Here is a 24654-nt window from a genome sequence, read left to right as displayed (position 1 = left end):
CCACCGGCTCAGAACGTGTAGGTCGCTTCCAGGGCGAAGCGGCGGCCGAACAGCTGGTAGCCGCCGTCGTCCTGGTTGGCGAGCCGGTTGCGCTTGTTGTCGCTGTAGGCGCGCAGCGGTTCGTTGGTCAGGTTGCCGACCTGGAACTTGAAACCCAGGTGCTCGCTGTAGCGCCACGCCAGGCTCAGGTCTACCGTGCCTTCGCTCTCCAGTCGCGCCAGCCGCGCCGCGTTCCAGCCGTACACCACGGTGTAGGGGCTGTGGTACTTGTAGCCGATCCGCGCTTCGAACTTGCTGTTGTTGTACCAGAGGTCCAGCGTGCCGGTGTTGCGCGCCAGGCCGCTGAGCGGCAGCGGATTGTCCGCCGGCGAGAACTCGTGCAGGTTGGATTCCACGTACGAGTAGTTCGAGTAAATGCCGAAGTTCTCCATGTGCGGGATGAAGAAGAACGGGGTCTGGAAGGTCAGCTCGGCACCGTTGATGTAGCCGCCGCCGCCGTTGAACGGACCGCTGATCAGGTAGTCGCGGCCGTCGATGGTCTCGTGCTGGGTCTTGTAGCCGATGCTCGAATCCACCCATTTGCGGTACAGCGCCAGCGCCGCCAGCGCTTCCTTGTGGAAGTACCACTCGTAGGACAGGTCGAGCTGGGTGGCGCGGAACGGATTGAGCTGCGGGTTGCCGCCGCTGCCGGTGAGCTGGCCGACGGTGGTGTTGGGGTCGTCGAGCGCACGCCCGGTGCGCAGTTCGTCCAGCGGCGGCCGCGCCATCACCTTGGCCACCGACAGACGCAGGATGCGCTCGGGATCGATCAGGAAGTTGACCGTGGCGCTGGGCAGCACGTCGGTGTAGGTCTTGCCGGCGCTGCTCGGCTGCACCACGCCGCCGACGGTGTCGTAGCCATGGCTGTCGGTGTCGGTGTGGACCACGCGCACACCGGCGTTGCCGGTGACGTCGACGCCGAACCACTGCGAACTGAACACCGCCTTGGCGAAGGCCTCACGCACATTTTCCTCGACGTTCCAGTGATCCAGACGCTGCTCGGTGGCCAGGTTGGGATCGAAGCCGCCGAAGCCGAGCTTGGCGATCGCGTCCAGGTCGCCGCCGGTCAGGGTCGGCACGTTCAGGTCCGGCATCGTCACCGGATAGATCAGATCCTGGTAGGCCGAGATCGGCTGGCTGTAGCCCGACTGGAAGCTGGTGAAATGGCGGTTCTGCTTCTCGCGGCGTGAGGCGCGCGCGCCGAATTCCAGCGCGGTGACCGGCGAGTCGGCGATCGCGCGGCTCGCGCTCAGCGCCAGCGCGGCGATGCGGTCGCGCAGCGCCTGCGGTTCGGTCTGGCCGCTGATGCCCCATTCCGGCGCGTCGGAACTGGTGCTGATGGTGGGGGTGACGCCGTGGCGGAAGTCGAACGACACCGTGTCCGGGTTGCTGCCGAAGCGCACCGCGCGCCAGTCGTTGTCGCGCTTTGCCTGCGAGAACGACAGATCGCTGCCCAGCGTCCACACGTCGCCGCGCCACTTGGCGTTGAGGCCGCCGGCCGCCAGCGTCTTGACCTCGTCGTAGCGGGCCACGACGTGGTCCACCTGCAGCTTGGAATTGGCCAAAGTGCCGGCCACGACGTCGCCGTCGACGATGGTGTAGGACGAGCCCGGGGTGGTGTACGGATTGCTGGCCGAGTAGATGCTGTAGCCGAGGTTGTTGAACCAGTTCTGGCGCTGGTCCTCGTCGATGCGGATACGCGAGTACAGGCCGTCGAGCTTGAGTTCCAGGTTGCCCGAGCGCCACTGCACGGTGCCCATGGCACCGGTGCGGGTCTGCTCGGTCAGCTTGAGCTGGTCGGCCGCGCCCCAGGGCGTGTAGTCGACCTTGCCGTCGCCATCCACATCGCGCGCGTTGCTGGCATCGGTGTAGCCCCAGCTGCCGATCGAGACGCCGGCGTTCTTCTGCTTCTGGTAGGTGGCGCCGAGCGCGACCGCCAGGTTGTCGTTGATGCGGTGGATCCAGCTCGCGCCCAGGCGCTGGCCCCACGGCGAGTAGTCGCGCGCGTCCTTGGCCTCGTCGTAGTAGACCGGGCCGCCGGTGGCGACGAAGGTCGGGCCGGTGTGGTCGAGCGGGTTGATGGTGGAGATGTCCACGGTGGCGGCGATGCCGCCGGCGATCAGGTCCGCCGACGGGGTCTTGTAGACCTTGACGGTGGAGACGATCTCGGTGGGGAAGACTTCCCAGCGCACCGCGCGGTTGGGTTCGGAGGAGGCGATCTCGCGGCCGTTGACCGTGCCCATGGTCATGCGCGGGCCGAGGCCGCGCACGGTGGCCAGGCTTTCGTTGCCGCGGTCGCGGGTGCCGTTGACGCCGGGCAGGCGCACCAGCGCCTCGGCCACGGTGACGTTGGGCATCTGCCCCATGTTGTCGGCGGAGATCACCTCGACCACGTGGTCGTCGAGCTGCTTGGCCTGCACGGCCTGTTCCAGGCTGGCGCGCTGGCCGACCACCATCACGTTGTCCAGGGTGACCGGTTGCTGGCCGGTCTTGGCATCGGTCTTGGCATCGGTCGTGGCATCGGGCTTGGCGGGTGGCGTGGCTGCCGGATCGGCGCTGGCGCTCTGCGCCTGCGCGGCGAAGCTGCCGGACAGGGCCAGGACGATGGCCGCGCCCAGCAGGGTGCGGGCGGCAGGGCGGTGCGCGCGCCGGCCGACCGGGCGACGGGACTGTTCCAAAGGCATTTTTGTTCCCTCCCAGGACAAAAAGTGACCGAGCAAGTTGGCGTGGACCGGAAAACCCGGTCCTGGAGGCATCGGCAGGGCGTCATGCAGGGCTGCAGGCTGTCCCGGTCGCTGTCCTCGATGGCGTGTCTGTCGACGTGGCGGGGCGTACGTGGCGTGTCTGCTGGCGGCGCCGCGGACATTCCCCGTCCGCTGCCTTGGCGCGCGAGAGACCGGAAGCGAGGATAGAAGCGACAGGCATTCCATTCCAATGAAGCATTTGCCGAGGGCTATCTCGTTTTGGAATGGATATCGCGCGTCGCGTCTACCGTCGCCCACGCCAGGCTCAGGCCGCGGTGGCTGGGGCCTGCAAGCCCAGTAGAGCGGCTGCCGCCGCACCCAGGCTGCGTTCGCGGTGGCGCAGGGCATGGAAGGTGCGTTCGCCCAGGGCCACGGCGAGGGGCTGCAGGCGGCCGCTCTCCAGCCACGGCGCCGCGGCCAGCTGCGAGATCGCCGCCAGGCTGGGCCCGGCCTGCACCGCCGACAGCACCGCTTCGTTGGAGGGCAGGGACAGGGCCACGCGCAGGCGTTCCGGGCCGATGCCGGCATCGCGCAGCGCCGCCTCGAACGCCGAGCGCGTGCCCGAGCCGGGTTCGCGCATGATCCAGGTGCTGTCGGCGACCAGTCGTGCCAGCCCGACGCGGCGACGCCCCGCCAACGGATGGTCCGGCGCGGCGACCACGCGCAGCCGGTCGTGGTCCAGCGCCGAACTCAGCAGTTCGGGGGCCTGCACGCGGCCCTCGACGAAGCCCAGTTCGGCGCGGCCCTCGCGCACCGCGCGCGCCACGCTGTCGGTGTTGCCCACGCTCAGGCGGATCTCGATCTGCGGATGGCGCGCATGGAAGGCCATCAGCCGGGTCGGCAGCCAGTAGCTGGCCACGGTCTGGCTGGCGTGCAGATCGAGCGTGCCGCGCAGCACGCCGCGCCACTCGCTCAGCGCCAGTTCGGCCGCGCGGCTGCGCGCCAGGATCGCCTTGGCGTCCTCGCAGAACGCCGCACCGGCCGCGGTCAGCACCAGGCCGCGGCCGACGCGGTCGAACAGCGCCACCCCGTACTGCTGCTCCAGCGCCTTGATCGCGGCACTGGCGGCCGAGGGCGTGCGATGCGCGGCCTGCGCGCCCAGGGTCAGGTGCTGGCGCTCGGCCACCGCCACGAACAGCGTGAGTTGCTCCAGAGTCATGCGAAGACCGTTCGGACAGATCGAATGAAATGTGCGCCATTATGCGATGGATCGAAACGGTCTGCGGGCGCAACCTGCCGCCACTCGATCCGGATCGCTGCCATGCGCACCCAACTGCACAGACCTTCCACCTTGCTGCCCGGCCTGGCCCTGGCCATCGCGGTGGCGGCGCTGGCCTGGCTGGCCGAGCGCGCGCAACTGCAGTGGCTGGGCCGGCGCTGGATCGACGCGCTGGTGTTCGCGATCGTGCTCGGCACCTTGCTGCGCACGGCGTGGCGCCTGCCGCCGTCCACGCACGCCGGCATCGCCTTCGCCGCCAAGCTGCCGCTGGAACTGGCCATCGTGCTGCTTGGGGCCTCGGTCGGGATCGGCGCCATCGGCGCGGCCGGCGGCCTGTTGCTGGGCGCCATCGCCGCGGTGGTGCTGCTGGCGATCGCCATCGGCTACGGCATCGGTCGCGCGCTGGGCCTGCCGTCGCGGCTGGCCACGCTGGTCGCGTGCGGCAATGCGATCTGCGGCAATTCGGCGATCGTGGCGGCGGCGCCGGTGATCGACGCAGACTCCGAGGATGTCGCTGCAGCGATCGCCTTCACCGCGGCGCTGGGCGTGCTGGTGGTGTTGCTGTTGCCGCTGGCGGTGCCCGTGCTGGGCCTGGACCAGCGCCACTACGGCATCCTCGCCGGCCTGACCGTGTACGCGGTGCCGCAGGTGCTGGCGGCGACCGTGCCAGTGGGCGCGCTGAGCGCGCAGGTGGGGGCGCTGGTCAAGCTGATGCGGGTGCTGATGCTCGGGCCAGTGATGTTGCTGCTGGGGCTGATGCGTGGTGGATCGCCGACGCAGCGGCGCCCGGCGCACGCGCTGGTGCCGTGGTTCGTGTTCGGCTTCGTCGGCATGATGGGCCTGCGCGCGCTGGGCGTGCTGCCGGCGTTGCTCATCGAAGCGGCGCAGTCGCTGTCGCTGCTGTTCACCCTGGTGGCGATGGCCGCGTTGGGCCTGTCGGTGAATCTGCGCACGGTGCTCGCGTCCGGCGGCCGCGTCTTGGCGGCCGGCACGCTCTCGCTGCTGGCACTGGCCAGCCTCAGCGTGCTGTTGCTGCGCTGCTTGCCGTAGGCGTAGGCGCCGCAGTCCACGTGCATCTGCAGCATTTCGCATCGCCTGCACCCACGTTCAACCAAGCGCTCACGAAAGGCCGCGGAGCATGGCGATACCTGCCATGCAAAGGACATTGTCATGCGTCATTCCCGTTCCACGTTCTCTCTCGCGCTGATGTCGGTTCTCGGCGTCGGCCTTGCGCATGCGCAGACCGATACGTCCGGCCAGGCCGGCAGTGCCGATCCCGGCGCCATGCAGCAGCAAACGCCATCGACCTCTGCCGCGCAGACGTCGACCGGCATGCAGGGCGCGCAAGGCGCGCGCGCGTCCGCGCTCAACGAAAAGCAGGCGCTCGGCGTGTTGTCGGCGATCAACACCAGCGAGGTCAACGCCGGCAACCTGGCCTTGCAGAAGCAGGTCAAGGGCCCGGTGCGCGATTACGCCATGCAGATGGTCAAGGAGCACGCCGACAACAACGCCAAGATCGCGCCGTGGGGTCCTGATGCGAAGGCCGCGCCAGCGCAGCAGCAGATGCAGAAGGCCAAGGCGGAGGCCGGCAAGCTGCAGGCCCTGGACGGCGATCGCTTCGAACAGGCCTATGTCATGGCGATGGTCAAGGATCACCAGGCCGCCCTGCAGATGCTCGACAGCACCCTGATCCCTGCCGCGAAGACCCCGGACGTGGCCGCGCATCTGCGCACCACGCGCACGCACGTGGCCGAGCACCTGGCCAAGGCGCAGCAGTTACAGAGCGCCGGTGCCCCATCGGCGGCGCCAGCCCGGTGAGTGTCGTGCGGGTCTCGGCCGCCATGCCGAGATCCGCGCTTTCATGAGTCGCGCCTCCTCCTTGGCCAGCGTGTGGCAGGTCGGGCCGCGATCAGACTTCCTGAGCCCGGTATCTGGCGTGCCTGGTTGCCGTATCCCGTTGCGGTCAATCGGCTGCGCGAGTGCACAAGAGCGCGTGCCGCTGTCGAACGGTGTAATAGTCTCCGCACAGGCGGCGGTCTAAGGTAGCGGCCATCATCCTCCGCATCGCCGCCCGGTCGCCCCATGGGACACGATCACAGCCACGCCCCCACCGAAATCCGCCACGAGCAGCCCCTGTGGTGGGCGCTCGGTCTCACCGCGCTGTTCCTGGTGGTGGAAGTGGCCGGCGCTTTCCTCACCAACAGCCTGGCGCTGCTGTCCGACGCTGCGCACATGGCCACCGACACGCTGGCGCTGATGATCGCGCTGATCGCGGTGCGGCTGAGCCGGCGCCCGCCCGATGCCAAGCGCAGCTATGGCTACGCACGGCTGGAGGCGCTGGGCGCGCTGGTCAACGGCGCGCTGCTGTTCGTGGTGGCCGGCTACATCCTGTGGGAGGCGGTGCAGCGCTTCCGCCAACCGCAGGAGATCGCCACCGTCGGCATGCTCGGCATCGCCGCGTTCGGCCTGCTGATCAACCTGATCTCGATGCGCCTGCTCAAGGCCGGCAGCGGCGAGAGCCTCAACATGAAGGGCGCGTACCTGGAAGTGTGGAGCGACATGCTCGGCTCGGTCGCGGTGATCGTCGGCGCGCTGGCGATCCGCGTCACCGGGTGGAAGCTGATCGACCCGATCCTGGCGGTGCTGATCGGTCTATGGGTGTTGCCGCGGACCTGGGTGCTGCTGCGCGAGGCGATCAACGTGCTGCTGGAAGGCGTGCCCAAGGGCGTGGATCTGGGCGCGGTGCGCGGCTATCTGCAGGCCGCGCCCGGCGTGGCCAGCGTGCACGACCTGCACGTGTGGGCGCTGGCCTCCAGCACGCCGGCGCTGACCGCGCATGTGGTGGTCGCCGACGGCGGTGACGCCGATGCCGTGCGCGCCGCGCTGTGCGATGGACTGCATGCGCAGTTCGGCATCGATCACATCACCCTGCAGATGGAAGCCGGCCATTGCGGCGCTACCCCGTGCGGCACGCCGGCGGCGGGCGAGGGTGGTGTTCACGATCATCACGGGCATGGTCACGAGGACCACGATCACGATCATGCCCACCCCGCACATGGGCACGGCCACATGCAGGGGCATTCGCACTAGCAGCACGGCTGCGTAACGGCGTTCGTGCGGGTGCGGCGTTGTTCTGGTTTGGGATTTGTCGTCCGCGCGCACCTGGAATGCCGAGTGCGACTGAAGGGCGCCTGCAGCGACCTGCTTTCCCCACAATCAAGCTACGGGCAGCTTGCTTTGTGGGAATCACCTGTCATGCAGCAGCGCCTGGCGAAGCGGCCATGCTTTCCGATGGCGTAATGCGTCGGGACTGAAGTCCCTCCCACAGTACGCCCGGCGAATTCGCCGCAAGATCGCGTGGGAGCGGCTTCAGCCGCGACGGGTCTTGCCGGGAAACGCCCGTCGCGGCTGAAGCCGCTACCAAAGGGGCGCGATCCGTCGTTATGGGAGGTGCCCTGACGCACGCTTACAGAAGGCGTGCGCGCGCCTCACACCACCGGTTCGCGCAACGCCGGCGACTCCCAACCCGGTCGCGGGGCGAAACGCTCGCCGTAGCGCGTGTGCAGGGCGCGCAGGCGCGCCAGCAGCACGTCGGCGCCGGCGGCGCGGATGTGCTGGATCGGGCCGCCGCGGAACGGGGCGAAGCCGGTACCGAAGATCACGCCGGCATCGAGCAGGTCGGCGTCGGCGACCACGCCCTCGTGCAGGCAGGCCACCGCTTCGTTGAGCAGTGGCAGGATCAGGCGGTCTTCCAGATCGTCCGGTGCACGGTAGTCCTTGGGCAGTTCCGGCTTCTTGGCGCGGCCGTTCTCCCAGGCGTACAGGCCCTGGCCGTCCTTCTTGCCGCGCTTGCCCGGCTCCACCGTCTGCAGCGCCGCCGGGATCGGCAGGCCCAGGAACGGCGCCAGTTCCGCGCCCACGCCGGCGGCCACGTCCAGGCCCACGGTGTCGATCAGTTCGATCGGGCCCATCGGCATGCCGAACTTGACCGCCGCCTTGTCGATCGCCGGGCCGGGAATGCCTTCGGCATAGGCGGTGGCCGCTTCCAGCATGTACGGGAACAGCACGCGGTTGACCAGGAAGCCCGGGGTGCCGGCGACCGGCACCGGCAGCTTGTCGATGGCCTTGCAGAAGGCGGCCAGCCGCTTCTGGTTCTCCGGCGCCAGGCCGTCGTGGCAGACGATCTCCACCAGCGGCATCTGCGCCACCGGGTTGAAGTAGTGCAGGCCGCCGAACTGCGCCGGGCGCTGGATGTGCTCGCGCAGTTCGGTCAGCGGGATCGAGGAGGTGTTGGTGCTGAGCAGCGCGGTCGGCTGCATGCGCGGTTCCAGCGCCTGGTACAGCTCGCGCTTGGCCTGCGGGTTCTCGATGATCGCCTCGATCACCAGATCGGCGCTCGGCACGCCCTCGCCGGCCAAATCGCCCTTCAGGCGCGCCGCCACCGCCGGGCGCTTGCTGTCGTCCTTGACCCGCTTGGCGAAGAGCTCGCCGGCGCGGCTCAGCGCGCCGTCGATGAAGCGCTGCTCGCGGTCCTGCAGGGTCACCTCGAAGCCCTTGTAGGCCGACCAGGCGGCGATGTCGCCGCCCATCACCCCGGCGCCGACCACGTGCACGTGGCGGATGCCGTGCTCCTTCCCGCCCAGCGCCTTGAGCCGCTCGGTGAGGAAGAAGATGCGGATCAGGTTGCGCGCGGTCGGGGTGCTGGCCAGCTTGACCACCGCCTTGCGCTCGGCGTCCAGGCGCGCCTGGATGCCGCTGCCGCCGCTGCGTTCCCACACCCCGATCAGCGCGTACGGCGCCGGGTAGTGCTCCTTGCGCGCCTTGCGCGCCACCTGCTTGCGCATCTGCGGCGCCAGCAGCTTGCGCGCCGGCCAGGTGTTGGTGGCCCAGGCGGTGGCGCGCTGCTTGAAGGGGCGGGCGCTGCCGGACAGCGCCAGCGCCACCGCGGTATCGGTGAGCACGGCCGGCGCGGCGACCTTGTCGACCAGGCCCATCGCCCGCGCCGCCGAGGCCGACACGGTGCGTCCGGTGAGCATGAGGTCCATCGCCGCCGGCGCGCCGATCAGCCGTGGCAGGCGCGCGCTGCCGCCCCAGCCGGGGAAGATGCCGAGCTTGGTTTCGGGCAGGCCGATGCGGGTGGAGGCATCGCTGGAGGCGACGCGGTAGCGGCAGGCCAGGGCGATCTCGGTGCCGCCGCCCATGCAGAAGCCGTGGATCGCCGCGACCGTGGGGCAGGGCAGCTCGGCCAGTTTCTGGAAGGTGGCCTGGCCGCGGCGGATGGCGTCGTTGACGGTGCCGCGGCGGTCGAATTCCTGGAATTCCTTGAGGTCGGCGCCGGCGATGAAGCCATTGTCCTTGGCCGAGCGGATCACTACGCCCTTGGGCGGATCGATGGCGATGCGCTCGAGCAGATTGCCCAGCTCCAGCAGCACGTCCTGCGACAGCGCGTTGACGGGCGCGTCCTGGCGGTCGAGGCTGAGCACGACGATGCCGTCGCCGCGGATGTCCGCTTGCCAGTGACTGAATCGGAGCCCGTCGAAGCCTGAAAGCATGGGGAGGACCATCCGCTTGTGTATGGAGAAGATCGTTATCATCCAGAGGTTGTTTCCGTCGCGTCAAATCCCAATCCAGGGGAATTGAGGCGCGTCCCGCGACCGCTGGCCTTGCGCCAGCCTAACGGAACGCCGGTTAACGTCGTGGGGCGGCGATCCGCTGAGGGGCGCTGAACTTTTTTCCGAATTGGCGGTCAGAGGGTCCGACGTAGGTTGGGCTGACAGGAGTGCGGCCCGCTATGGCCGATGTCGAAACACCCCAGGAGCTGGACCTTGAACTGGTCCGGCGTGTGCAGCGCGGCGAAAGCGCGGCGTTCGATGTGCTGGTGCGCAAGTACCAGCATCGGATCGTCGGCCTGATCGGGCGCTACATCGCCGACTGGAGCGAATGTCAGGACGTGGCCCAGGACACTTTCATCCGCGCCTACCGCGCGATCGGGAGTTTCCGCGGCGACGCCCAGTTCTCCACATGGTTGCACCGGATCGCCGTGAACACCGCCAAGAACTACCTGGTCGCGCACAACCGCAGGCCGCCCACCGACGACGTCGATGTGCTCGATGCCGAGCAGTTCGACAGCGGCACCCGCCTGCGCGACACCGACACGCCCGAACGCGAGTTGATGCGCCAGGAGCTGGAACGCACGGTGATGAAGGCGGTCGACGCCTTGCCGGAAGAGTTGCGCACCGCCATCACCCTGCGCGAGGTGGAGGGCATGAGCTACGAGGACATCGCGCAGAAGATGGGCTGCCCGATCGGCACCGTGCGTTCGCGGATCTTCCGCGCCCGCGAGGCCATCGACGCCGAACTCCGTCCCCTGCTGGATACCGACAGCGCCACCCGTGAGCGACACCGCGTATGACCGATAGCACGCCCTTTCCCAAGCCAGTGCCGGCGCCCGACAGCACAGCGCCGGACAAGTTCGAGCTGCACTACCGGCAGCAATTGTCCGCGCTGATCGACGGCGAACTGCCGGCCGACGAGGCGCGCTTCGTGCTGCGCCGGCTGCAGCACGACGAGGAATTGTCCGGTTGCCACGAGCGCTGGCAGCTGTGCGGCGACATCCTGCGCGGCCGCGTCAGCGTGCCGGCGCCCAGCGATTTCAGCGCCCGCGTGCGCCAGGCGGTGGCCGCCGAAGCGCAGCAGGCCGCGCGTGCCGATGCGGCCAGCGCCGCCGGCAAGCGCCGCACCTGGCGCTGGGGCGGCAGTGCGGCCCTGGCCGCCTCGGTCGCGGTGCTCGCGCTGTTCGTGACCCAACGCCTGCCGCAGACCCCCGAGGCGTTGGCGCCGGCGCAGGTCGTCGATGCCACCGCGCCGAGCCCGGCGCCGGCCGCCACCACGCCGCAGGTCCCGACACCCGCGCCGGCACCGGCCGATCCGCAGGGCGATCTCGCCGCGGCCGTCGCCGCCGCGCCGGCAATGGCGATCGCCGCCAATCGTCGCCAGGAGGCGGCCGCGGCGGCGCGACGCGAGGCCACCCGTAGCGCCCAGGCCGCGCGCACCCGCAGCGTCCCGGCCGAGCGCGCCTATGCCGCAGCGGCGCCTACCAAACCGCAGGCCAAGGCGCCGGCGCAGACGCCGTTCGTGGCGCCGGTCGCGCCCCCGACGATGGTCGCGCAACGCGCCAGCGATCCGTTCGGGCATCCGGCGACGCCGCTGCAGGCCCGGCCGTGGCCGCGCTCGACGCTGCCATCCGCCGATGCCGGGAGCGAATTCACCGCCAGCTTCCCGCACAGCGGCGCGGACCCGGCGGCGTTCTATCCGTTCGAACCCCGATTGCCTGCCGACGCCGTGGCCAACCCGCCGCTGCATCCGCAACCCTGACCCCGCGCGCCGGCAGGCGTCCGTGCCTCATTCCGGCGCGTGGTCCCCGTTGCTTCGTCCCCTCGTTGTTCCCCTTTCCGAACCGGAGGCTTGCGTCCGATGACTCACCGTATCCGCCACCATCTGTTGGGCCTGCTGGCGCTGACCGTGCCGCTGGCCGCCTGCGCGCAGCAGCCCAGCCCCGGCACCGCCAGTGCCCCGCCGCCGGCCGCGCAGGCCGCGCCGGCGCCGCAGCTGGTCGGCAACCTTCCCGACTTCACCCGCCTGGTCGAGCAGGTCGGCCCGGGCGTGGTCAATGTCGAGACCACCATCAGCCGCCGCGCCGCGGCCGCACGCTCCGGCGGCGGCATGCCCGACGACGACCAGATGCCCGAGTTCTTCCGCCGCTTCTTCGGTCCGGACGGCATGCCGGGCATGCCCGGGCAGCCGCGCGGCGGCCGCGGCGCGCCGGACGACGACGATGGCGCGCCCGCCGGCCGTTCGATGGGCTCGGGCTTCATCATCTCGCCCGACGGCTACGTGCTGACCAACCACCACGTGGTCGACGGCGCCAGCGAGGTCAAGGTCAAGCTCACCGACCGCCGCGAGTTCACCGCCAAGGTGGTCGGCAGCGACCAGCAGTACGACGTGGCGTTGCTGAAGATCGACGGCAAGAACCTGCCGACGGTGCGCATCGGCGACTCCAACCTGCTCAAGCCCGGCCAGTGGGTGGTGGCGATCGGTTCGCCGTTCGGCCTGGACCACTCGGTCACCGCCGGCATCGTCAGCGCCACCGGCCGCAGCAACCCCTACGCCGACCAGCGCTACGTGCCGTTCATCCAGACCGACGTGGCGATCAACCAGGGCAACTCCGGCGGCCCGCTGCTCAACACCCGCGGTGAGGTGGTCGGCATCAACTCGCAGATCTTCTCCGCATCCGGCGGCTACATGGGCATCAGCTTCGCGATCCCGATCGACCTGGCGATGAGCGCGGTCGAGCAGATCAAGAAGACCGGCAAGGTCACCCGTGCCCAGCTCGGGGTCATGGTCGGCGCCATCGATTCGCTGAAGGCGCAGGGCCTGGGCCTGCCGGACACCCGCGGCGCGCTGGTCAACCAGCTGGTCCAGGGCAGCCCGGCGGCCAAGGCCGGGCTGGAAGTGGGCGACGTGATCCGCACGGTCAACGGCACCGAGATCGGCGCCTCCAGCGACCTGCCGCCGATGATCGGCGCGATGCAGCCGGGCGCCAAGGTGCGCCTGGGCATCCTGCGCGACGGCAAGCCGCGCGAGCTGACCGTGCAGTTGACCGCGCTGGCCGACGACGCCCAGGCCAGTGCCGGTCCGGCGGTCGGCGACAACGCCGCCCCGGCCACCGGCGCCAACGCGCTGCTCGGCATCGACGTGGCCGACCTGGACGCGGCCACCCGCCAGCAGTTGGGCCTGGAGCCGGGCAAGGGCGTGCGCATCACCGCGGTGACCGGCCGCGCCGCGCGCGAGGCGCAACTGGTGCCGGGCATGGTGATCCTGCAGGTCGGGCGCACCCCGGTCGGCAGCGTGGCCGCCCTGAACCAGCAGCTGAGCGCCTACAAGAAGGGCGACGTGGTGATGCTGCTGATCCGCGTGCGCGACACCACCAGCTTCGTCGCGGTGCGCGCCGGCGGCTGATCCCGCGCGCCCGGCGGAGGCCGGGCGCCATCCCGGGTGCCGATCCAGACGGGTCGGCCCCCCGGGGCAGGGGCGAATCCGGCGGCCGTCACCAGCGGCCGCCGGCCATGCGATAATGGCCCGTTATCCTGACGACGGTCCTGGCCGCCGCCCACCTCATGTCCTCTGATTCGATGCGGAACATCCGCAACTTCTCCATCATCGCCCACGTCGACCACGGCAAATCGACCCTGGCCGATCGCATCATCCAGCTCTGCGGCGGCCTGCAGGCGCGCGAGATGGAAGCGCAGGTGCTCGATTCCAACCCGATCGAGCGCGAACGCGGCATCACCATCAAGGCCCAGTCCGTGTCGCTGCCGTACACCGCGCAGGACGGGCAGGTCTACCACCTGAACTTCATCGACACCCCCGGCCACGTCGACTTCTCCTACGAGGTCAGCCGCTCGCTGGCCGCCTGCGAGGGCGCGCTGCTGGTGGTCGACGCGGCGCAGGGTGTGGAAGCGCAGTCGGTGGCCAACTGCTACACCGCGGTGGAGCAGGGCCTGGAAGTGGTGCCGGTGCTGAACAAGATCGATCTGCCCACCGCCGACATCGACCGCGCCAAGGCCGAGATCGAGGCGGTGATCGGCATCGACGCCACCGACGCGGTGCCTGTCAGTGCCAAGACCGGGCTGAACGTGCGCGACGTGCTGGAGGCGATCGTGCACCGCATCCCGCCGCCGGTGCCGCGCGACACCGACAAGCTGCAGGCGCTGATCATCGATTCCTGGTTCGACAACTACCTCGGCGTGGTCTCGCTGGTGCGGGTGATGCAGGGCGAGATCAAGGCTGGCGACAAGCTGCTGGTGATGTCCACCGGCCGCACCCACCAGGTCGACAACGTCGGCGTGTTCACGCCCAAGCGCAAGGTGCTGCCGGCGCTGCGCGCGGGCGAGGTGGGCTGGGTCACCGCCAGCATCAAGGACGTGCACGGCGCGCCGGTCGGCGACACCCTGACCCTGGCCGGCGACCCGGCCAGCAAGCCGTTGCCGGGCTTCCAGGAAATGCAGCCGCGCGTGTTCGCCGGCCTGTTCCCGGTCGATGCCGAGGACTACACCAACCTGCGCGAGGCGCTGGACAAGCTGCGCCTGAACGACGCGGCGCTGCGTTTCGAGCCGGAAAGCTCCGAGGCGATGGGCTTCGGCTTCCGCTGCGGCTTCCTCGGCATGCTGCACATGGAGATCGTGCAGGAGCGCCTGGAGCGCGAGTACAACCTGGACCTGATCAGCACCGCGCCGACCGTGGTCTACGAGGTGCTGAAGACCGACGGCAGCATCATCAGCATGGACAACCCGGCCAAGCTGCCGCCGGTGAACATGGTCGAGGAGATTCGCGAGCCGATCATCCGCGCCAACATCCTCACCCCCGAGGAATACATCGGCAACATCATCAAGCTGTGCGAGGAAAAGCGCGGCAGCCAGATCGGCATCAACTACCTGGGCAGCCAAGTGCAGATCAGCTACGAGCTGCCGATGGCCGAGGTGGTGCTGGACTTCTTCGACAAGCTCAAGTCGGTCAGCCGCGGCTACGCCTCGCTGGACTACCACTTCGTGCGTTTCGACGCCGGCCCGTTCGTGCGCGTGGACGTGCTGATCAACGGCGACAAGGTCGATGCGCTGTCGCTGATCGCGCACCGCAGCCACGCCGACCGCCGCGGCCGCGAACTGTGCGAGAAGATGAAGGACCTGATCCCGCGGCAGATGTTCGACGTGGCGATCCAGGCCGCGATCGGCTCGCAGATCATCGCCCGCACCACGGTCAAGGCGATGCGCAAGAACGTGCTGGCCAAGTGCTATGGTGGCGACGTCTCGCGCAAGAAGAAGCTGTTGGAAAAGCAGAAGGAAGGCAAGAAGCGCATGAAGCAGGTCGGCCGCGTGGAAATCCCGCAGGAAGCCTTCCTGGCTGTGCTGCAGATGGACAAGTAGCTGGGAGTCGTGAATAGGGAATGGGGAATGGAAAGAGCGCATGCTCTTGCTTTCCCGATTCCCCGTTCTCCATTCCCGATTCCCATTCCGAAGGAATAAGAATGAAATGGTTTGAAATCGCGCTGGTGGTCCTGACCTTCGCCACCGGCATCATCACCCTGCTGGACAAGCTGTTCTTCGCCAAGCGCCGCGCCGCGCGGGCCGGGTTGCTCGACAGCGAGCCGGTGATCGTCGACTACTCGCGGGCGTTTTTTCCGGTGCTGGCGGTGGTGCTGATCCTGCGCAGCTTCATCGCCGAGCCGTACAAGATTCCGTCCAGCTCGATGATGCCGAACCTGCTGGTCGGCGATTTCATCCTGGTCAACAAGTTCTCCTACGGCTTCCGCCTGCCGATCACCAACCAGAAGATCATTCCGGTCGGCGAGCCCAAGCGCGGCGACGTGGTGGTGTTCAAGCCGCCGCACAAGCCGGACGAAAACTGGATCAAGCGCGTGATCGGCCTGCCGGGCGACCGCATCGGCTTCCACGGCGACACCCTGTACATCAACGGCACGCCGATGAAGTACAAGGTCATGGGCGAGTACGTCGGCAAGGGCAAGGGCGCGGAAATGACTGGTGCCACGCTGCTCACCGAGTACCTGCCGGGCCGCACCCACACCGAGCTGGAGTGGATCGACCGCAACAATCCGGCCGGCCAGGGCGATTGGGTGGTGCCGCCGGGCAAGTACTTCGTGATGGGCGATAATCGCGACAACAGCGAGGACAGCCGGTTCTGGACCCAGACCCATTTCCTGCCCGAAGAGAACCTGCGCGGCAAGGCGTTCCTGATCTGGCTCAATTGCGAAGGCTGGTTTTGCAGCGGCAGTTTCGATCCGTCGCGGATCGGGACGACCATTCAGTGACTTGCGTGAGGGGAAGCGCGATGAAGCACAAGCAAAGTGGCATGACCTTGACCTCGTTCGTGATCGTGCTGGCGGTGGTCGGATTCTTCGTCTACATCGGTATGAAGCTGTTCCCGATGTACATGGAGTTCTATGCGGTGCGCTCGGCGATGAAGGGTCTGGCGACCGAGGCCGGCAGCGCCGAGATGGACCCGTCGCAGGCCAAGGCCTCGTTGTTCCGGCGCCTGGACATCAACAACTCGGACAACGTGAAGCCGGGCGACGTCACCTTCGAGCGCACCGACACTGGCGTGAAGATGCACGTGGCCTACGAAGTGCGCCGCCCGCTGATCGCCAATCTGGACGTGGTCGGCAAGTTCGACGCCACCCAGGACCTGACGACGCGTGGTGGCCAGTAAGACCATCCTGCGCGGTGACCGCATCGGTCACCGCTTCGCCGAGCCGCAGTTGCTGGCGCAGGCGCTGACCCATCGCAGCGCCGGCGCGCCGCACAACGAACGTCTGGAATTCCTCGGCGACGGCATCGTCAACCTGCTGATCGCCGAGGCGCTGTACCAGCGCTGGCCCAAGGCCGACGAAGGCGCGCTGACCCGTGCCCGCGCCGAACTGGTGCGCGAGGCCTCGCTGGCCGCGATCGGCCGGCAACTGGAACTGGGCGAACGCCTGACCCTGGGGCCGGGCGAGATGAAGTCCGGCGGCCATCGCCGCGACTCGATCCTGGCCGATGCGGTGGAGGCCGTGGTCGCGGCGATCTACCTGGACGCCGGCTTCGAGACCTGCCGCGCCACCATCCTGCCCTGGTTCGAGGCCGCGCTGGCGGCGTTGCCGGTCGGCAAGGTGGAGAAGGACGCCAAGACCCGCCTGCAGGAATGGCTGCAGGCCCGGCAGCGGACCTTGCCGGCCTACGAACTGATCAGCGAGACCGGCGACGATCACGCCAAGCTATTCCGGGTACGCTGCGTACTCGCCGAGCCCGCCCTGGTCACCGAGGGCGAGGGCACCTCGCGGCGCCTGGCCGAGCAGCAGGCCGCCGCCGCCGCCATCGAGCAACTGGATTCGAGCAAGTGAACGAACAAGCCACTCCCCCTTACCGTAGCGGCAGCGTGGCCGTGATCGGCCGCCCCAATGTGGGCAAGTCCACCCTGACCAACGCCCTGGTGGGCGCCAAGGTCAGTATCGTCTCCAATCGGCCGCAGACCACCCGGCACCGGCTGCTGGGTATCGCCAGCTTCCCGGCCGGCCAGTTGCTGCTGGTCGATACCCCCGGCCTGCACCGCGAGCAGAAGCGCGCCATGAACCGGGTGATGAACCGCGCCGCGCGCGGCTCCCTGGAAGGCGTGGACGCCGGCCTGCTGGTCATCGAGGCCGGGCGCTGGGACGAGGAGGACACGCTGGCGTTCAACGTGCTCAGCGACGCCGGCATCCCGGTGGTGCTGGTGGTCAACAAGGTCGACCGGCTCAAGGACAAGACCGCGCTGCTGCCGTTCCTGCAGCAGGTCAGCGAAGGCCGCAGCTTCGCCGCGGTGCATCCGATCTCCGCACTCAAGCGCAAGGGCCTGGAGGCGCTGGTGCGCGACCTGCTGGCGCTGGTGCCGGAAGCGCCGCCGATGTTCGGCGAGGACGAGATCACCGACCGCAGCCAGCGCTTCCTGGCCGGCGAACTGGTGCGCGAGCAGTTGATGCGCCAGCTCGGCGAGGAACTGCCGTACGCCACCACCGTGGAGATCGAACGCTTCGCCGAGGACGGCGCGCTGCTGCGCATCGGCGCGGTGATCTGGGTCGAGCGCGAAGGCCAGAAGGCGATCGTGATCGGCAAGGGCGGCACCCGCTTGAAGGACATCGGCGCCAAGGCCCGCCAGCAGATGGAGCGCCTGTTCGGCGCCAAGGTATTCCTGGAGACCTGGGTCCGTGTGCGCGAGGGCTGGTCCGACGACGAGGCGGCGCTGAAGGCGTTCGGGTACGGGGAATAAGCCGGGAATGGTGAATCGGGAATCGGGAATCGGGAATCGGATTTCCGCGCCTCCCGGATAATCATGGCGTGCGTAGGGGCGGCTTCAGCCACGTGCGCTCCCCCGGTAACGCCCGTCGTGGCTGACGCCGCTTCTACACGACGCTGGCTCCTTCCGTTCGTTGGACGATGATGCGGCCAGGGACGGCATGCTGTTCCATTCCCTATTCTCCACTCCCCATTCCCAGCCTCTGCAGCCTTGATCGAGCACGAACCCGGTTTCGTCCTGCACGCCCGGCCCTGGCGCGAGACCAGCCTGCTGGTGGAGGTGCTGAGCGTGCATCACGGCCGGCTCGGCGTGCTGGCGCGCGGCGTGCACGGGCCGAAGAAGCAGGCCTTGCGCGCGGCACTGCAGCCGCTGCAGTCGATCCGCTTCAGCGCGCAGCGCCGCGGCGAACTGGCGCAACTGCGCGCGGCCGAGGCGATGGATGCGGCGCCGCGGCTGAGCGGCGAGGCGATGCTGGCCGGCTTCTACATCAACGAACTGACGCTGCGCCTGGCCCCGCGCGACGACCCGGCCCCCGACCTGTATCTGGCCTATGCGCGGGTGCGCGCACGGCTGGCGGCCGAGGCGCCGCTGGCCTGGTCGCTGCGCTGCTTCGAGCGCGATCTGCTGGAGGCGCTGGGCGTGGGATTCGACCTGCGCCACGACGGCGACGGCGACCCGATCGACCCGGCCGCGCGCTACGTGCTCGACGCCGAGCACGGGCCACGCCGGCTGCTGAGCGACCGCGGCCACGATCAGCGCAGCGGCATGGCCACCGGGCGCGCCCTGCTGGCGCTGGCCGACGATACCGAACCGGCTGCCGAGGATCTGCCCGGCCTGCGCCGCGGCATGCGCGTGGTGCTGCTGCACCACCTCGGCGGGCGCGGCCTGAAATCCTGGGAAATGGTCGAGGACCTGGCGCGGCAGCGCAGTGCCAGCGCCGCGGGCATCGCGCCGATGGTTGCCGATCCCGAGCCGCCGCAGGACGATCCGCCGCCATCGGATGCACCCGGCGTCGCCGCAATGCCGGCGTCGGCAGCGCCCGCGGCGACGCCGGAGCCGGACGCCGAGCTGGATGCGCAGCGCGATCCGATGTCGACATCCACACCCGAAGCGCCGCCGCGGTCGCCGCCTTCCGCGGCGTCGTGAGCGCGGCGGATCGACGGCGCGAGCGCTGTCGGCACGCATGCGTCCGAGTGACCTGCGTTCGTCACACACCCAGCCGGACGCGGCTTGCTCCGTAGAAGCGGTTCTTGTCCGCTTTTGCGGGATCAGCGGCGACGGGTTTTCCCGGTAACGCCTTCGCAGCTCAAGCCGCGTCTGCGGTCGCTTCCGTCACGACCACAGACCTCCACGCCGCCGCGCAGCGCCGCCGCCCGTCGCTGCCGTCGCCACGCGGAGCCACGGCAGCGGCAGGCGCACTCAGCGCCAATCGATCCGCAGGCTCAGCGCCGCATTGCGTGCCTCGCCCAGCGTGTGCTGGTTCCAGTAGGTGCGATCGAACAGGTTGTTGATGTTGCCGGTCAGCAATGCGTCGTAGCCGCCCAGCGTGGTGGCGTACTGGAAGCCGGCCGCGGCGACGGTATGCCCGGGGATGAGCACGCGATTCTGATCCTCGTAGTAGGCAGCGCCGGAGTAGCGCACGTTGCCGTGCAGGCTCAGGCCGCGCACGCCCGGCACGCGCCAGGTGGCATTGGCCAGCAGTTGCCGGCGTGCGGCGCCGGCCGGGCGGTTGCCGCGCAGGGCCGCGTTGTCCGGCGACAGATCCTCCAGCCGCGGGTCCATCCACAGTCCGCCGACGCCCATTTCCAGATCCTCGGTCACGCCGACGCTGCCGATCACTTCCAGCCCGCGATACAGGGTCAGGCCGTCCTGGGTCAGGTAGCGCAGGCCGTCGCGGTAGGCGTCGATCTGCGCGCCGCGCTCGATGCGGAACGCGGCGGTGGTCAGCGCGAAGCGCCCGCTCTGCAGCTTGGCGCCCAGTTCGTACTGCTTGCTCACCGTCGGCGCCAGCACGCTGCCGGCGTTGGCATAGGCGGGCAGCGCATCGGTGCCGACGCGGCTGCCGGGCTCCAGCGCCTCCACGTAGCTGGCGTAGAGCGACACGTCGTCGATGGGCTTGTAGATCAGCGCTACGGTCGGGGTCGTCACCGAGGTGCGGTAGCCGCTGTCCACCGACGCGTCGCCATCCAGATCGCGTTGCTGGTAATCCACGTGGCGCGCGCCGAGGATGGCGCGCCAGTGGTCGCCGAACTGCAGGGTGTCGCTGACGAACACCGCCTTCTGGCGCAGGTCCGCGCTGACCGGCGCCAGGCTGTAGTCCGGTCGGCGGTTGGGGCGGAAGGACTGCGGGCGATACAGGTTGCCGTCGAAGTCGTTGCTCCAGTAGAACGCCTTGCTCCACTGGTCCCAACTGCGCTGCACCGAGGCACCGAACACCAACGCGTGCGTCACCGGACCGGTGTCGACGCGGCCGTTGACCAGCAACTGCACCACGCTGTTGCGCAGCACCGCACCGAAGTCGTAGGCGAAACCGGCGTAGTCGCCCGCTTCGTTCAGCAGATTGGCGAACATCTTGTGCGACGTGTGCCGGCGGCGGCTGCCGCCCAGGCTCAGTGCCGCACTCCAGCGCTCGTCGATGCGCCAGTTCAGGCCGGTGGTCGCGTGCAGCAGGGCGGTCTCGTAGTAGGCCCCGTCGACGCGGATCTTGTCGTAGTCGCTGGTGGGGCGGGGCAGGCGGGTGCCCTGGTAGGCATCCCAATAGAAGTACAGCGGCTCGTGCTCGAGCGTGTTGCGCTCGTGCACCAGTTCGGCATGCCAGGTCAGGCCCTCGACGATCGGTTGCTCGACCGCAAGAGCGATCGTCTTGCGGTCGATGCCCGCGCCGTTGTACGCGTCGCCGCGTTCGATGCCGGCGTTGAGCCGGTAGCCGAAGGAGTCGGCGCCGTCGGCACGGCCGCCCGCATCCACCTGCGCCGAGAACACGCTGTCGTTGCGGTAGCCAACCGTGGTGGCCAGCAGTGGCGTGTCGGTGGGGCGCTTGGTCTGGTAGCTGACGATGCCGCCCGGTGCGCCGAAGCCGTACATGAAGCCGCCCAGGCCCTTCAGCGCCTGCACCGATTGCACCGCTTCCAGCGGGAACTCGCCGCCCCATTCCATCAGCATGGGCACGCCGTCCACGTAGAAATTGCGCACGCCGATGCCGCGGATCTGCGTGCCCCACCAGTTGGTGGTGGCCGGCGGCTCGGCCGCGAACACCGATGGATCGTTGATGAAGATCTGCCCCAGCGTGGTGGCCTGGCGCCGCGCGATCTCGGGTTCTTCGATCAGGCTCACCGAGAACGGCGTATCCAGCAGGCGCGACGTGCCCAGCGCGCCGACCGCCGCATCCTGCTGCAGGTCCAGGCTGAGCCGCTGGCCTTTGACCATGACCGTGTCCAGTTGCGTGGCCTCGGCCGATGACCCGGCATCGCGGGTGCCGGCACTGGCGGTGTCCTGGGCGCTGGCCGAGGTGGACGCGGCGGCCACGAGGGCGGCCAGCAGCGCGCGGGCGAGCACGCCCATGGCCGGCGCTGGCCGGTGGAATGACGTCTGAAACATGAGAAGGCCCCTGTTGCGTGTAGTGAACGGACGGGGCGATGGCTGGTCCGCAGATGTCGTCGGGGCGTTAATTTATTCGAGAACGAATCTTATTTGCAAGTTTCGCTGTGTGGCGAGCGCCATGCGGACGCCGTCGTTGTCATCACCGTCGCGAGGCCGGATCGTGACGGCACGGGGAAGGGCGGCTGCCAGCCGGGACCGCCAGGGCAACGCTCGAGAAGCACGGGTTGCGGCAGATGGCGCCGCACGCCGACGCGTGGGAAGTGACTGGGAGCCATCCCCAATCTCCAATCCCCAATCCCGGCCTTCAGTGCAACAACGCCGCCACCGCCTCGCTGAACTGGTGGCGGGCCTGCGAAGAGGCCGGGTCGCCATGCAGCTGACGCACGGCCCGCGCCAGGCGGGCGGCGCCGACGAAGCCGCAGCTGGCCTGCAGCCGGTGCAGGTGGCTGCGCACGGCCTGGTCGTCGCTGAGTTGCAGGGCCGAGGCCACCGCATCGCGGGTGCCGGGCAGCTCGGCCAGGAACAGTTCGCGCAATGCGATCAGGTGCGCGCGCTCGCCGTTGAGCGCGGCCAGCGCGGTGGTCTCGTCCCAGTCCAGGGTCGGTTCGGCGGTCCCGGCGGTGCCGCCGAGGCGGCCGCGCGCGAGCAGCCGGCGCACCGATTGCAGCAGCCGTTCGGTGCTGAGCGGTTTCAGCAGCACGTCGGCGAACCCGGCGTCGAGCAACTGCGCGCGGACCGTGGCGCTGGTGTCGGCGGTATGCGCCAGCCCCAGGGTGCCGGGGCGTTGCCGCTGCAACTGGCACAGCAAATCGCTGCCGCTGCCGTCGGGCAGGTTGGCGTCGATCAGCCACAGGTCGTGCGCCTGCGTCTGCGCGCGGGCGAGGGCGCTGGCGACGGAGTCGGCCAGGTCCACCTGGGCCGGCAGCGCCTGCAGCGTCGCGTCGAAGAAAGCGCGGCTGATCGGGTCGTCTTCGACGAGCAGCAGTCGCGTTACCGGGTCCTGGTTCGATGCCATGCTGATGCCTCCATGCGGCGTGGTCGCATCCCGCGCGGCGGCGCGCGTGCGTGCGTGCGCCACTTTGCCTCGCCGGCGCGGCAATCGCAAGCCGGTCCCGGCCCGGCCCATCTGCGACAATAGCCGCCCTTTTCCGCCCGCAGCCTGTTGCCACGTGGCCCGATCCAGAAACCGTCTCGACCGCACGCCCTTCCAGACCGACATCGCCGACCTCAGCCACGATGGCCGCGGCGTGGCCCGCCGCGAGGGCGACAAGGTCGCCTTCGTCGCCGGCGCGCTGCCCGGCGAGACCGTCCTGGCCGAACCGACCGCGCGCAACCGCCACTTCGACGAGGCGCGCACCGTGCAGGTGCTGCAGGCCTCGCCGCAGCGGGTGACGCCGCGCTGCCCGCATTTCGGGGTCTGCGCCGGCTGCGTGCTGCAGCACCTGGCCGAGGACCAGCAGATCGTCGCCAAACAGCGGGTGCTGACCGAGAACCTGGAGCGCATCGGCCACGTGACCCCGCAGGCGGTGCTGCCGGCGCTGACCGGCGCGCCCTGGGGCTATCGGCGCAAGGGCCGCTTCTCGGTTAGGCGGGTGGAAAAGAAGGACAAGACCCTGGTCGGGTTCCGCGAGCAGGATCCGCGTTTCGTCGCCGACCTGTCGGTCTGCCACACGGTGATCCCGCAGATCGGCTTCAAGGTGACCGCGCTGGCCGAACTGGTCGAAAGCCTGGACGGCAAGCGCGACATCCCGCAGATCGAGTTCATCGCCGGCGACGCCGCGGTGGCGCTGACCTTCCGCCACATGCAGCCGCTGAGCGCGCGCGACCAGGACGCGCTGATCGCCTTCGCCCAGGAGCACGACTTCGCCATCTTCCTGCAGCCCGGTGGTGTGGACAGCGTGCACCCGCTGTATCCGCAGGAGGTGCCGCTGTCGTTCCGGCTGCCGCAGTGGGATGTGGAACTGGCGTTCCGGCCGCTGGACTTCATCCAGGTCAACGCCGCACTCAACGAGAAGATGATCGCGCACGCGCTGGCGCTGCTCGACGCGCAGCCCGACGACCGCGTGCTGGACCTGTTCTGCGGCCTGGGCAACTTCACCCTGCCGCTGGCGCGCACCGTGCGCGAGGTGGTCGGCGTGGAAGGCGACGCCGGGCTGGTGGCGCGCGCGCGGGACAACGCGCAGCGCAACGGCCTGGACAATGCCCAGTTCTTCGCCGCCGATCTGACCCAGGACCAGCGCCAGGCGCCGTGGATGCGCCAGGGCTTCGACAAGCTGCTGCTGGACCCGCCGCGTTCCGGCGCGCTGGAGGTGCTGCAGCAACTGCCGCTGAAACAGTTCCAGCGCATCGTCTACGTCAGCTGCCATCCCGGCTCGCTGGCGCGCGACGCCGGCTACCTGGTCAACGAACAGGGCTTCGTGCTCAAGGCCGCCGGCGCGATGGACATGTTCCCGCACACCGCGCATGTGGAGAGCATTGCGGTGTTCGAAAAGCCGGGAATGGGGAATCGGGATTAGGGATTCGTCACAGCGGCTGCGCGCGCGGTTTAAGCTTTTTCCATTCTCCTTTCCCTATTCCCTATTCCCTATTCCCTATTCCCATGGCCATCGAAATCGAACGCAAATTCCTCGTCATCGGCGACGGCTGGCGCGCGGCGGCGCACGCGGTGATGCCGATGGCGCAGGGCTATCTCAACGACCAGGCGGCGCTGGCCAGCGGGGCGCAGAAGGCGTCGGTGCGGGTGCGGGTGCAGGGCGAGGCCGCGTTCCTCAACCTCAAGTCGCGCGAGCTCGGGCATACCCGCCAGGAATTCGAGTATCCGATCCCGCTGGCCGATGCGCGCGCGCTGCTGGCGCTGTGCGTGGGCGGCCTGATCGACAAGCGCCGGCATCTCGTGCAGTACCAGGGCCACCTCTGGGAAGTGGACGAGTTCCTCGGCGACAACGCCGGGCTGGTGGTCGCCGAGATCGAGCTGGACAGCGCCGACGAGGCGTTCGCCACGCCGGACTGGCTCGGCGCCGAAGTCACCGACGATCCGCGGTACTACAACGTGGCGCTGGCGACGTGTCCATTCTGCGAATGGACGGGATTGGGGAGTCGGGATTAGGGATTGGCAAAAGCGGGCCAGCTGCAGCGATCCGGCTTATGCTTTTGCGAATCCCCAATCCCCAA

At 69.1% G+C, this 24654-nt stretch carries 18 protein-coding genes and 1 pseudogene; 14 read left to right on the top strand and 5 right to left on the bottom strand.

Going from position 1 to position 24654, the window contains the following annotated elements; genetic code table 11:
- Positions 1-8: 8 nt before the first annotated feature.
- Together CEK68_RS02195 and CEK68_RS02190 are read right to left on the bottom strand one after the other, a co-directional pair.
- Positions 9-2723, bottom strand: a complete 2715-nt coding sequence (locus CEK68_RS02195; protein WP_152238399.1) for a TonB-dependent receptor — start codon at positions 2721-2723, stop codon at positions 9-11.
- A gap of 325 nt (positions 2724-3048) precedes the next feature.
- On the bottom strand, positions 3049-3942 hold the full coding sequence (locus CEK68_RS02190) for a LysR family transcriptional regulator (RefSeq protein WP_152238398.1): 894 nt from the start codon (positions 3940-3942) through the stop codon (positions 3049-3051).
- A 102-nt stretch (positions 3943-4044) separates the two neighbouring features.
- On the opposite strand from CEK68_RS02190, the gene CEK68_RS02185 reads away from it, so the two are divergent.
- The 3 genes from CEK68_RS02185 (at position 4045) to CEK68_RS02175 (ending at position 7092) form a co-directional block, all read left to right on the top strand.
- Complete coding sequence (locus CEK68_RS02185; RefSeq protein WP_152238397.1) at positions 4045-5052, top strand: putative sulfate exporter family transporter; 1008 nt, start codon at positions 4045-4047, stop codon at positions 5050-5052.
- A gap of 156 nt (positions 5053-5208) precedes the next feature.
- Positions 5209-5820 carry a DUF4142 domain-containing protein gene (locus tag CEK68_RS02180; protein ID WP_152238431.1) on the top strand — a complete coding sequence of 204 codons (612 nt, stop codon included), beginning with the start codon at positions 5209-5211 and terminating at the stop codon, positions 5818-5820.
- Positions 5821-6084: 264 nt separating this feature from the next.
- A complete protein-coding gene (locus CEK68_RS02175) occupies positions 6085-7092 on the top strand; it encodes a cation diffusion facilitator family transporter (protein ID WP_152238396.1) in 1008 nt (335 codons plus the stop codon).
- A gap of 398 nt (positions 7093-7490) precedes the next feature.
- Here CEK68_RS02175 and CEK68_RS02170 read toward each other — a convergent pair whose 3' ends face one another.
- Positions 7491-9554 (bottom strand): 3-hydroxyacyl-CoA dehydrogenase NAD-binding domain-containing protein, encoded by a 2064-nt coding sequence (locus CEK68_RS02170; protein ID WP_152238395.1) that lies wholly within the window; start codon positions 9552-9554, stop codon positions 7491-7493.
- 239 nt (positions 9555-9793) lie between these two features.
- Between CEK68_RS02170 and rpoE the strand changes: the two genes are divergently transcribed.
- The 9 genes and pseudogenes from rpoE to recO form a co-directional block, all read left to right on the top strand.
- On the top strand, positions 9794-10414 hold the full coding sequence (rpoE, locus tag CEK68_RS02165; RefSeq protein WP_010340494.1) for an RNA polymerase sigma factor RpoE: 621 nt from the start codon (positions 9794-9796) through the stop codon (positions 10412-10414).
- Positions 10411-11376: a sigma-E factor negative regulatory protein gene (locus tag CEK68_RS02160; RefSeq protein ID WP_152238394.1), complete on the top strand. Its 966-nt coding sequence runs from the start codon at positions 10411-10413 to the stop codon at positions 11374-11376. The genes rpoE and CEK68_RS02160 overlap by 4 nt, the downstream gene beginning before the upstream one ends.
- A 99-nt stretch (positions 11377-11475) precedes the next feature.
- Positions 11476-13020, top strand: coding sequence for a DegQ family serine endoprotease (locus tag CEK68_RS02155; protein ID WP_152238393.1), 1545 nt, complete (start codon positions 11476-11478; stop codon positions 13018-13020).
- 173 nt (positions 13021-13193) lie between these two features.
- Positions 13194-14984 carry a translation elongation factor 4 gene (gene lepA / locus CEK68_RS02150; RefSeq protein ID WP_017911022.1) on the top strand — a complete coding sequence of 597 codons (1791 nt, stop codon included), beginning with the start codon at positions 13194-13196 and terminating at the stop codon, positions 14982-14984.
- A 101-nt stretch (positions 14985-15085) separates the two neighbouring features.
- Entirely contained in the window at positions 15086-15886 is an 801-nt protein-coding gene (gene lepB, locus CEK68_RS02145; protein ID WP_010340595.1) for a signal peptidase I, read from the top strand.
- 20 nt (positions 15887-15906) lie between these two features.
- A complete protein-coding gene (locus CEK68_RS02140) occupies positions 15907-16284 on the top strand; it encodes a DUF4845 domain-containing protein (protein ID WP_010340596.1) in 378 nt (125 codons plus the stop codon).
- Positions 16274-16954, top strand: coding sequence for a ribonuclease III (rnc, locus tag CEK68_RS02135; RefSeq protein WP_026143959.1), 681 nt, complete (start codon positions 16274-16276; stop codon positions 16952-16954). The genes CEK68_RS02140 and rnc overlap by 11 nt, the downstream gene beginning before the upstream one ends.
- A complete protein-coding gene (era, locus tag CEK68_RS02130; protein WP_010340598.1) occupies positions 16951-17856 on the top strand; it encodes a GTPase Era in 906 nt (301 codons plus the stop codon). The genes rnc and era overlap by 4 nt, the downstream gene beginning before the upstream one ends.
- Positions 17857-18093: 237 nt before the next feature.
- Positions 18094-18810: pseudogene (recO, locus tag CEK68_RS02125) on the top strand (DNA repair protein RecO); the annotation flags it as partial.
- Between the two features lie 492 nt (positions 18811-19302).
- On the opposite strand, the gene CEK68_RS02120 reads toward recO, so the two are convergent.
- The gene (locus tag CEK68_RS02120; protein ID WP_226977734.1) at positions 19303-21480 is read right to left on the bottom strand and encodes a TonB-dependent siderophore receptor; all 2178 of its coding nucleotides are present in this window, start codon (positions 21478-21480) and stop codon (positions 19303-19305) included.
- Between the two features lie 307 nt (positions 21481-21787).
- Positions 21788-22504 carry a response regulator gene (locus CEK68_RS02115; RefSeq protein ID WP_026144765.1) on the bottom strand — a complete coding sequence of 239 codons (717 nt, stop codon included), beginning with the start codon at positions 22502-22504 and terminating at the stop codon, positions 21788-21790.
- 148 nt (positions 22505-22652) lie between these two features.
- On the opposite strand from CEK68_RS02115, the gene rlmD reads away from it, so the two are divergent.
- On the top strand, positions 22653-23999 hold the full coding sequence (gene rlmD, locus CEK68_RS02110; protein WP_150409277.1) for a 23S rRNA (uracil(1939)-C(5))-methyltransferase RlmD: 1347 nt from the start codon (positions 22653-22655) through the stop codon (positions 23997-23999).
- Positions 24000-24082: 83 nt separating this feature from the next.
- Positions 24083-24589 (top strand): CYTH domain-containing protein, encoded by a 507-nt coding sequence (locus CEK68_RS02105; RefSeq protein WP_152238391.1) that lies wholly within the window; start codon positions 24083-24085, stop codon positions 24587-24589.
- Positions 24590-24654 lie beyond the last annotated feature (65 nt).

The organism is Xanthomonas sp. LMG 12461 (assembly GCF_009192935.1).
Taxonomy (GTDB): Bacteria; Pseudomonadota; Gammaproteobacteria; order Xanthomonadales; family Xanthomonadaceae; genus Xanthomonas_A; species Xanthomonas_A sontii.
This window is presented reverse-complemented; position numbering and strand designations above follow the sequence as displayed.

Excerpts from the sequence above, each read along its gene's own strand:
- CEK68_RS02180 (WP_152238431.1), top strand. The coding sequence starts at position 5,209 with ATGTCGGTTCTCGGCGTCGGCCTTGCGCATGCGCAGACCGATACGTCC.
- rpoE (WP_010340494.1), top strand. The coding sequence starts at position 9,794 with ATGGCCGATGTCGAAACACCCCAGGAGCTGGACCTTGAACTGGTCCGG.
- lepA (WP_017911022.1), top strand. The coding sequence starts at position 13,194 with ATGCGGAACATCCGCAACTTCTCCATCATCGCCCACGTCGACCACGGC.
- CEK68_RS02155 (WP_152238393.1), top strand. The coding sequence starts at position 11,476 with ATGACTCACCGTATCCGCCACCATCTGTTGGGCCTGCTGGCGCTGACC.
- CEK68_RS02170 (WP_152238395.1), bottom strand. The coding sequence starts at position 9,554 with ATGCTTTCAGGCTTCGACGGGCTCCGATTCAGTCACTGGCAAGCGGAC.
- CEK68_RS02190 (WP_152238398.1), bottom strand. The coding sequence starts at position 3,942 with ATGACTCTGGAGCAACTCACGCTGTTCGTGGCGGTGGCCGAGCGCCAG.
- lepB (WP_010340595.1), top strand. The coding sequence starts at position 15,086 with ATGAAATGGTTTGAAATCGCGCTGGTGGTCCTGACCTTCGCCACCGGC.
- CEK68_RS02105 (WP_152238391.1), top strand. The coding sequence starts at position 24,083 with ATGGCCATCGAAATCGAACGCAAATTCCTCGTCATCGGCGACGGCTGG.
- CEK68_RS02195 (WP_152238399.1), bottom strand. The coding sequence starts at position 2,723 with ATGCCTTTGGAACAGTCCCGTCGCCCGGTCGGCCGGCGCGCGCACCGC.
- CEK68_RS02185 (WP_152238397.1), top strand. The coding sequence starts at position 4,045 with ATGCGCACCCAACTGCACAGACCTTCCACCTTGCTGCCCGGCCTGGCC.
- CEK68_RS02140 (WP_010340596.1), top strand. The coding sequence starts at position 15,907 with ATGAAGCACAAGCAAAGTGGCATGACCTTGACCTCGTTCGTGATCGTG.
- CEK68_RS02160 (WP_152238394.1), top strand. The coding sequence starts at position 10,411 with ATGACCGATAGCACGCCCTTTCCCAAGCCAGTGCCGGCGCCCGACAGC.
- CEK68_RS02120 (WP_226977734.1), bottom strand. The coding sequence starts at position 21,480 with ATGTTTCAGACGTCATTCCACCGGCCAGCGCCGGCCATGGGCGTGCTC.
- CEK68_RS02175 (WP_152238396.1), top strand. The coding sequence starts at position 6,085 with ATGGGACACGATCACAGCCACGCCCCCACCGAAATCCGCCACGAGCAG.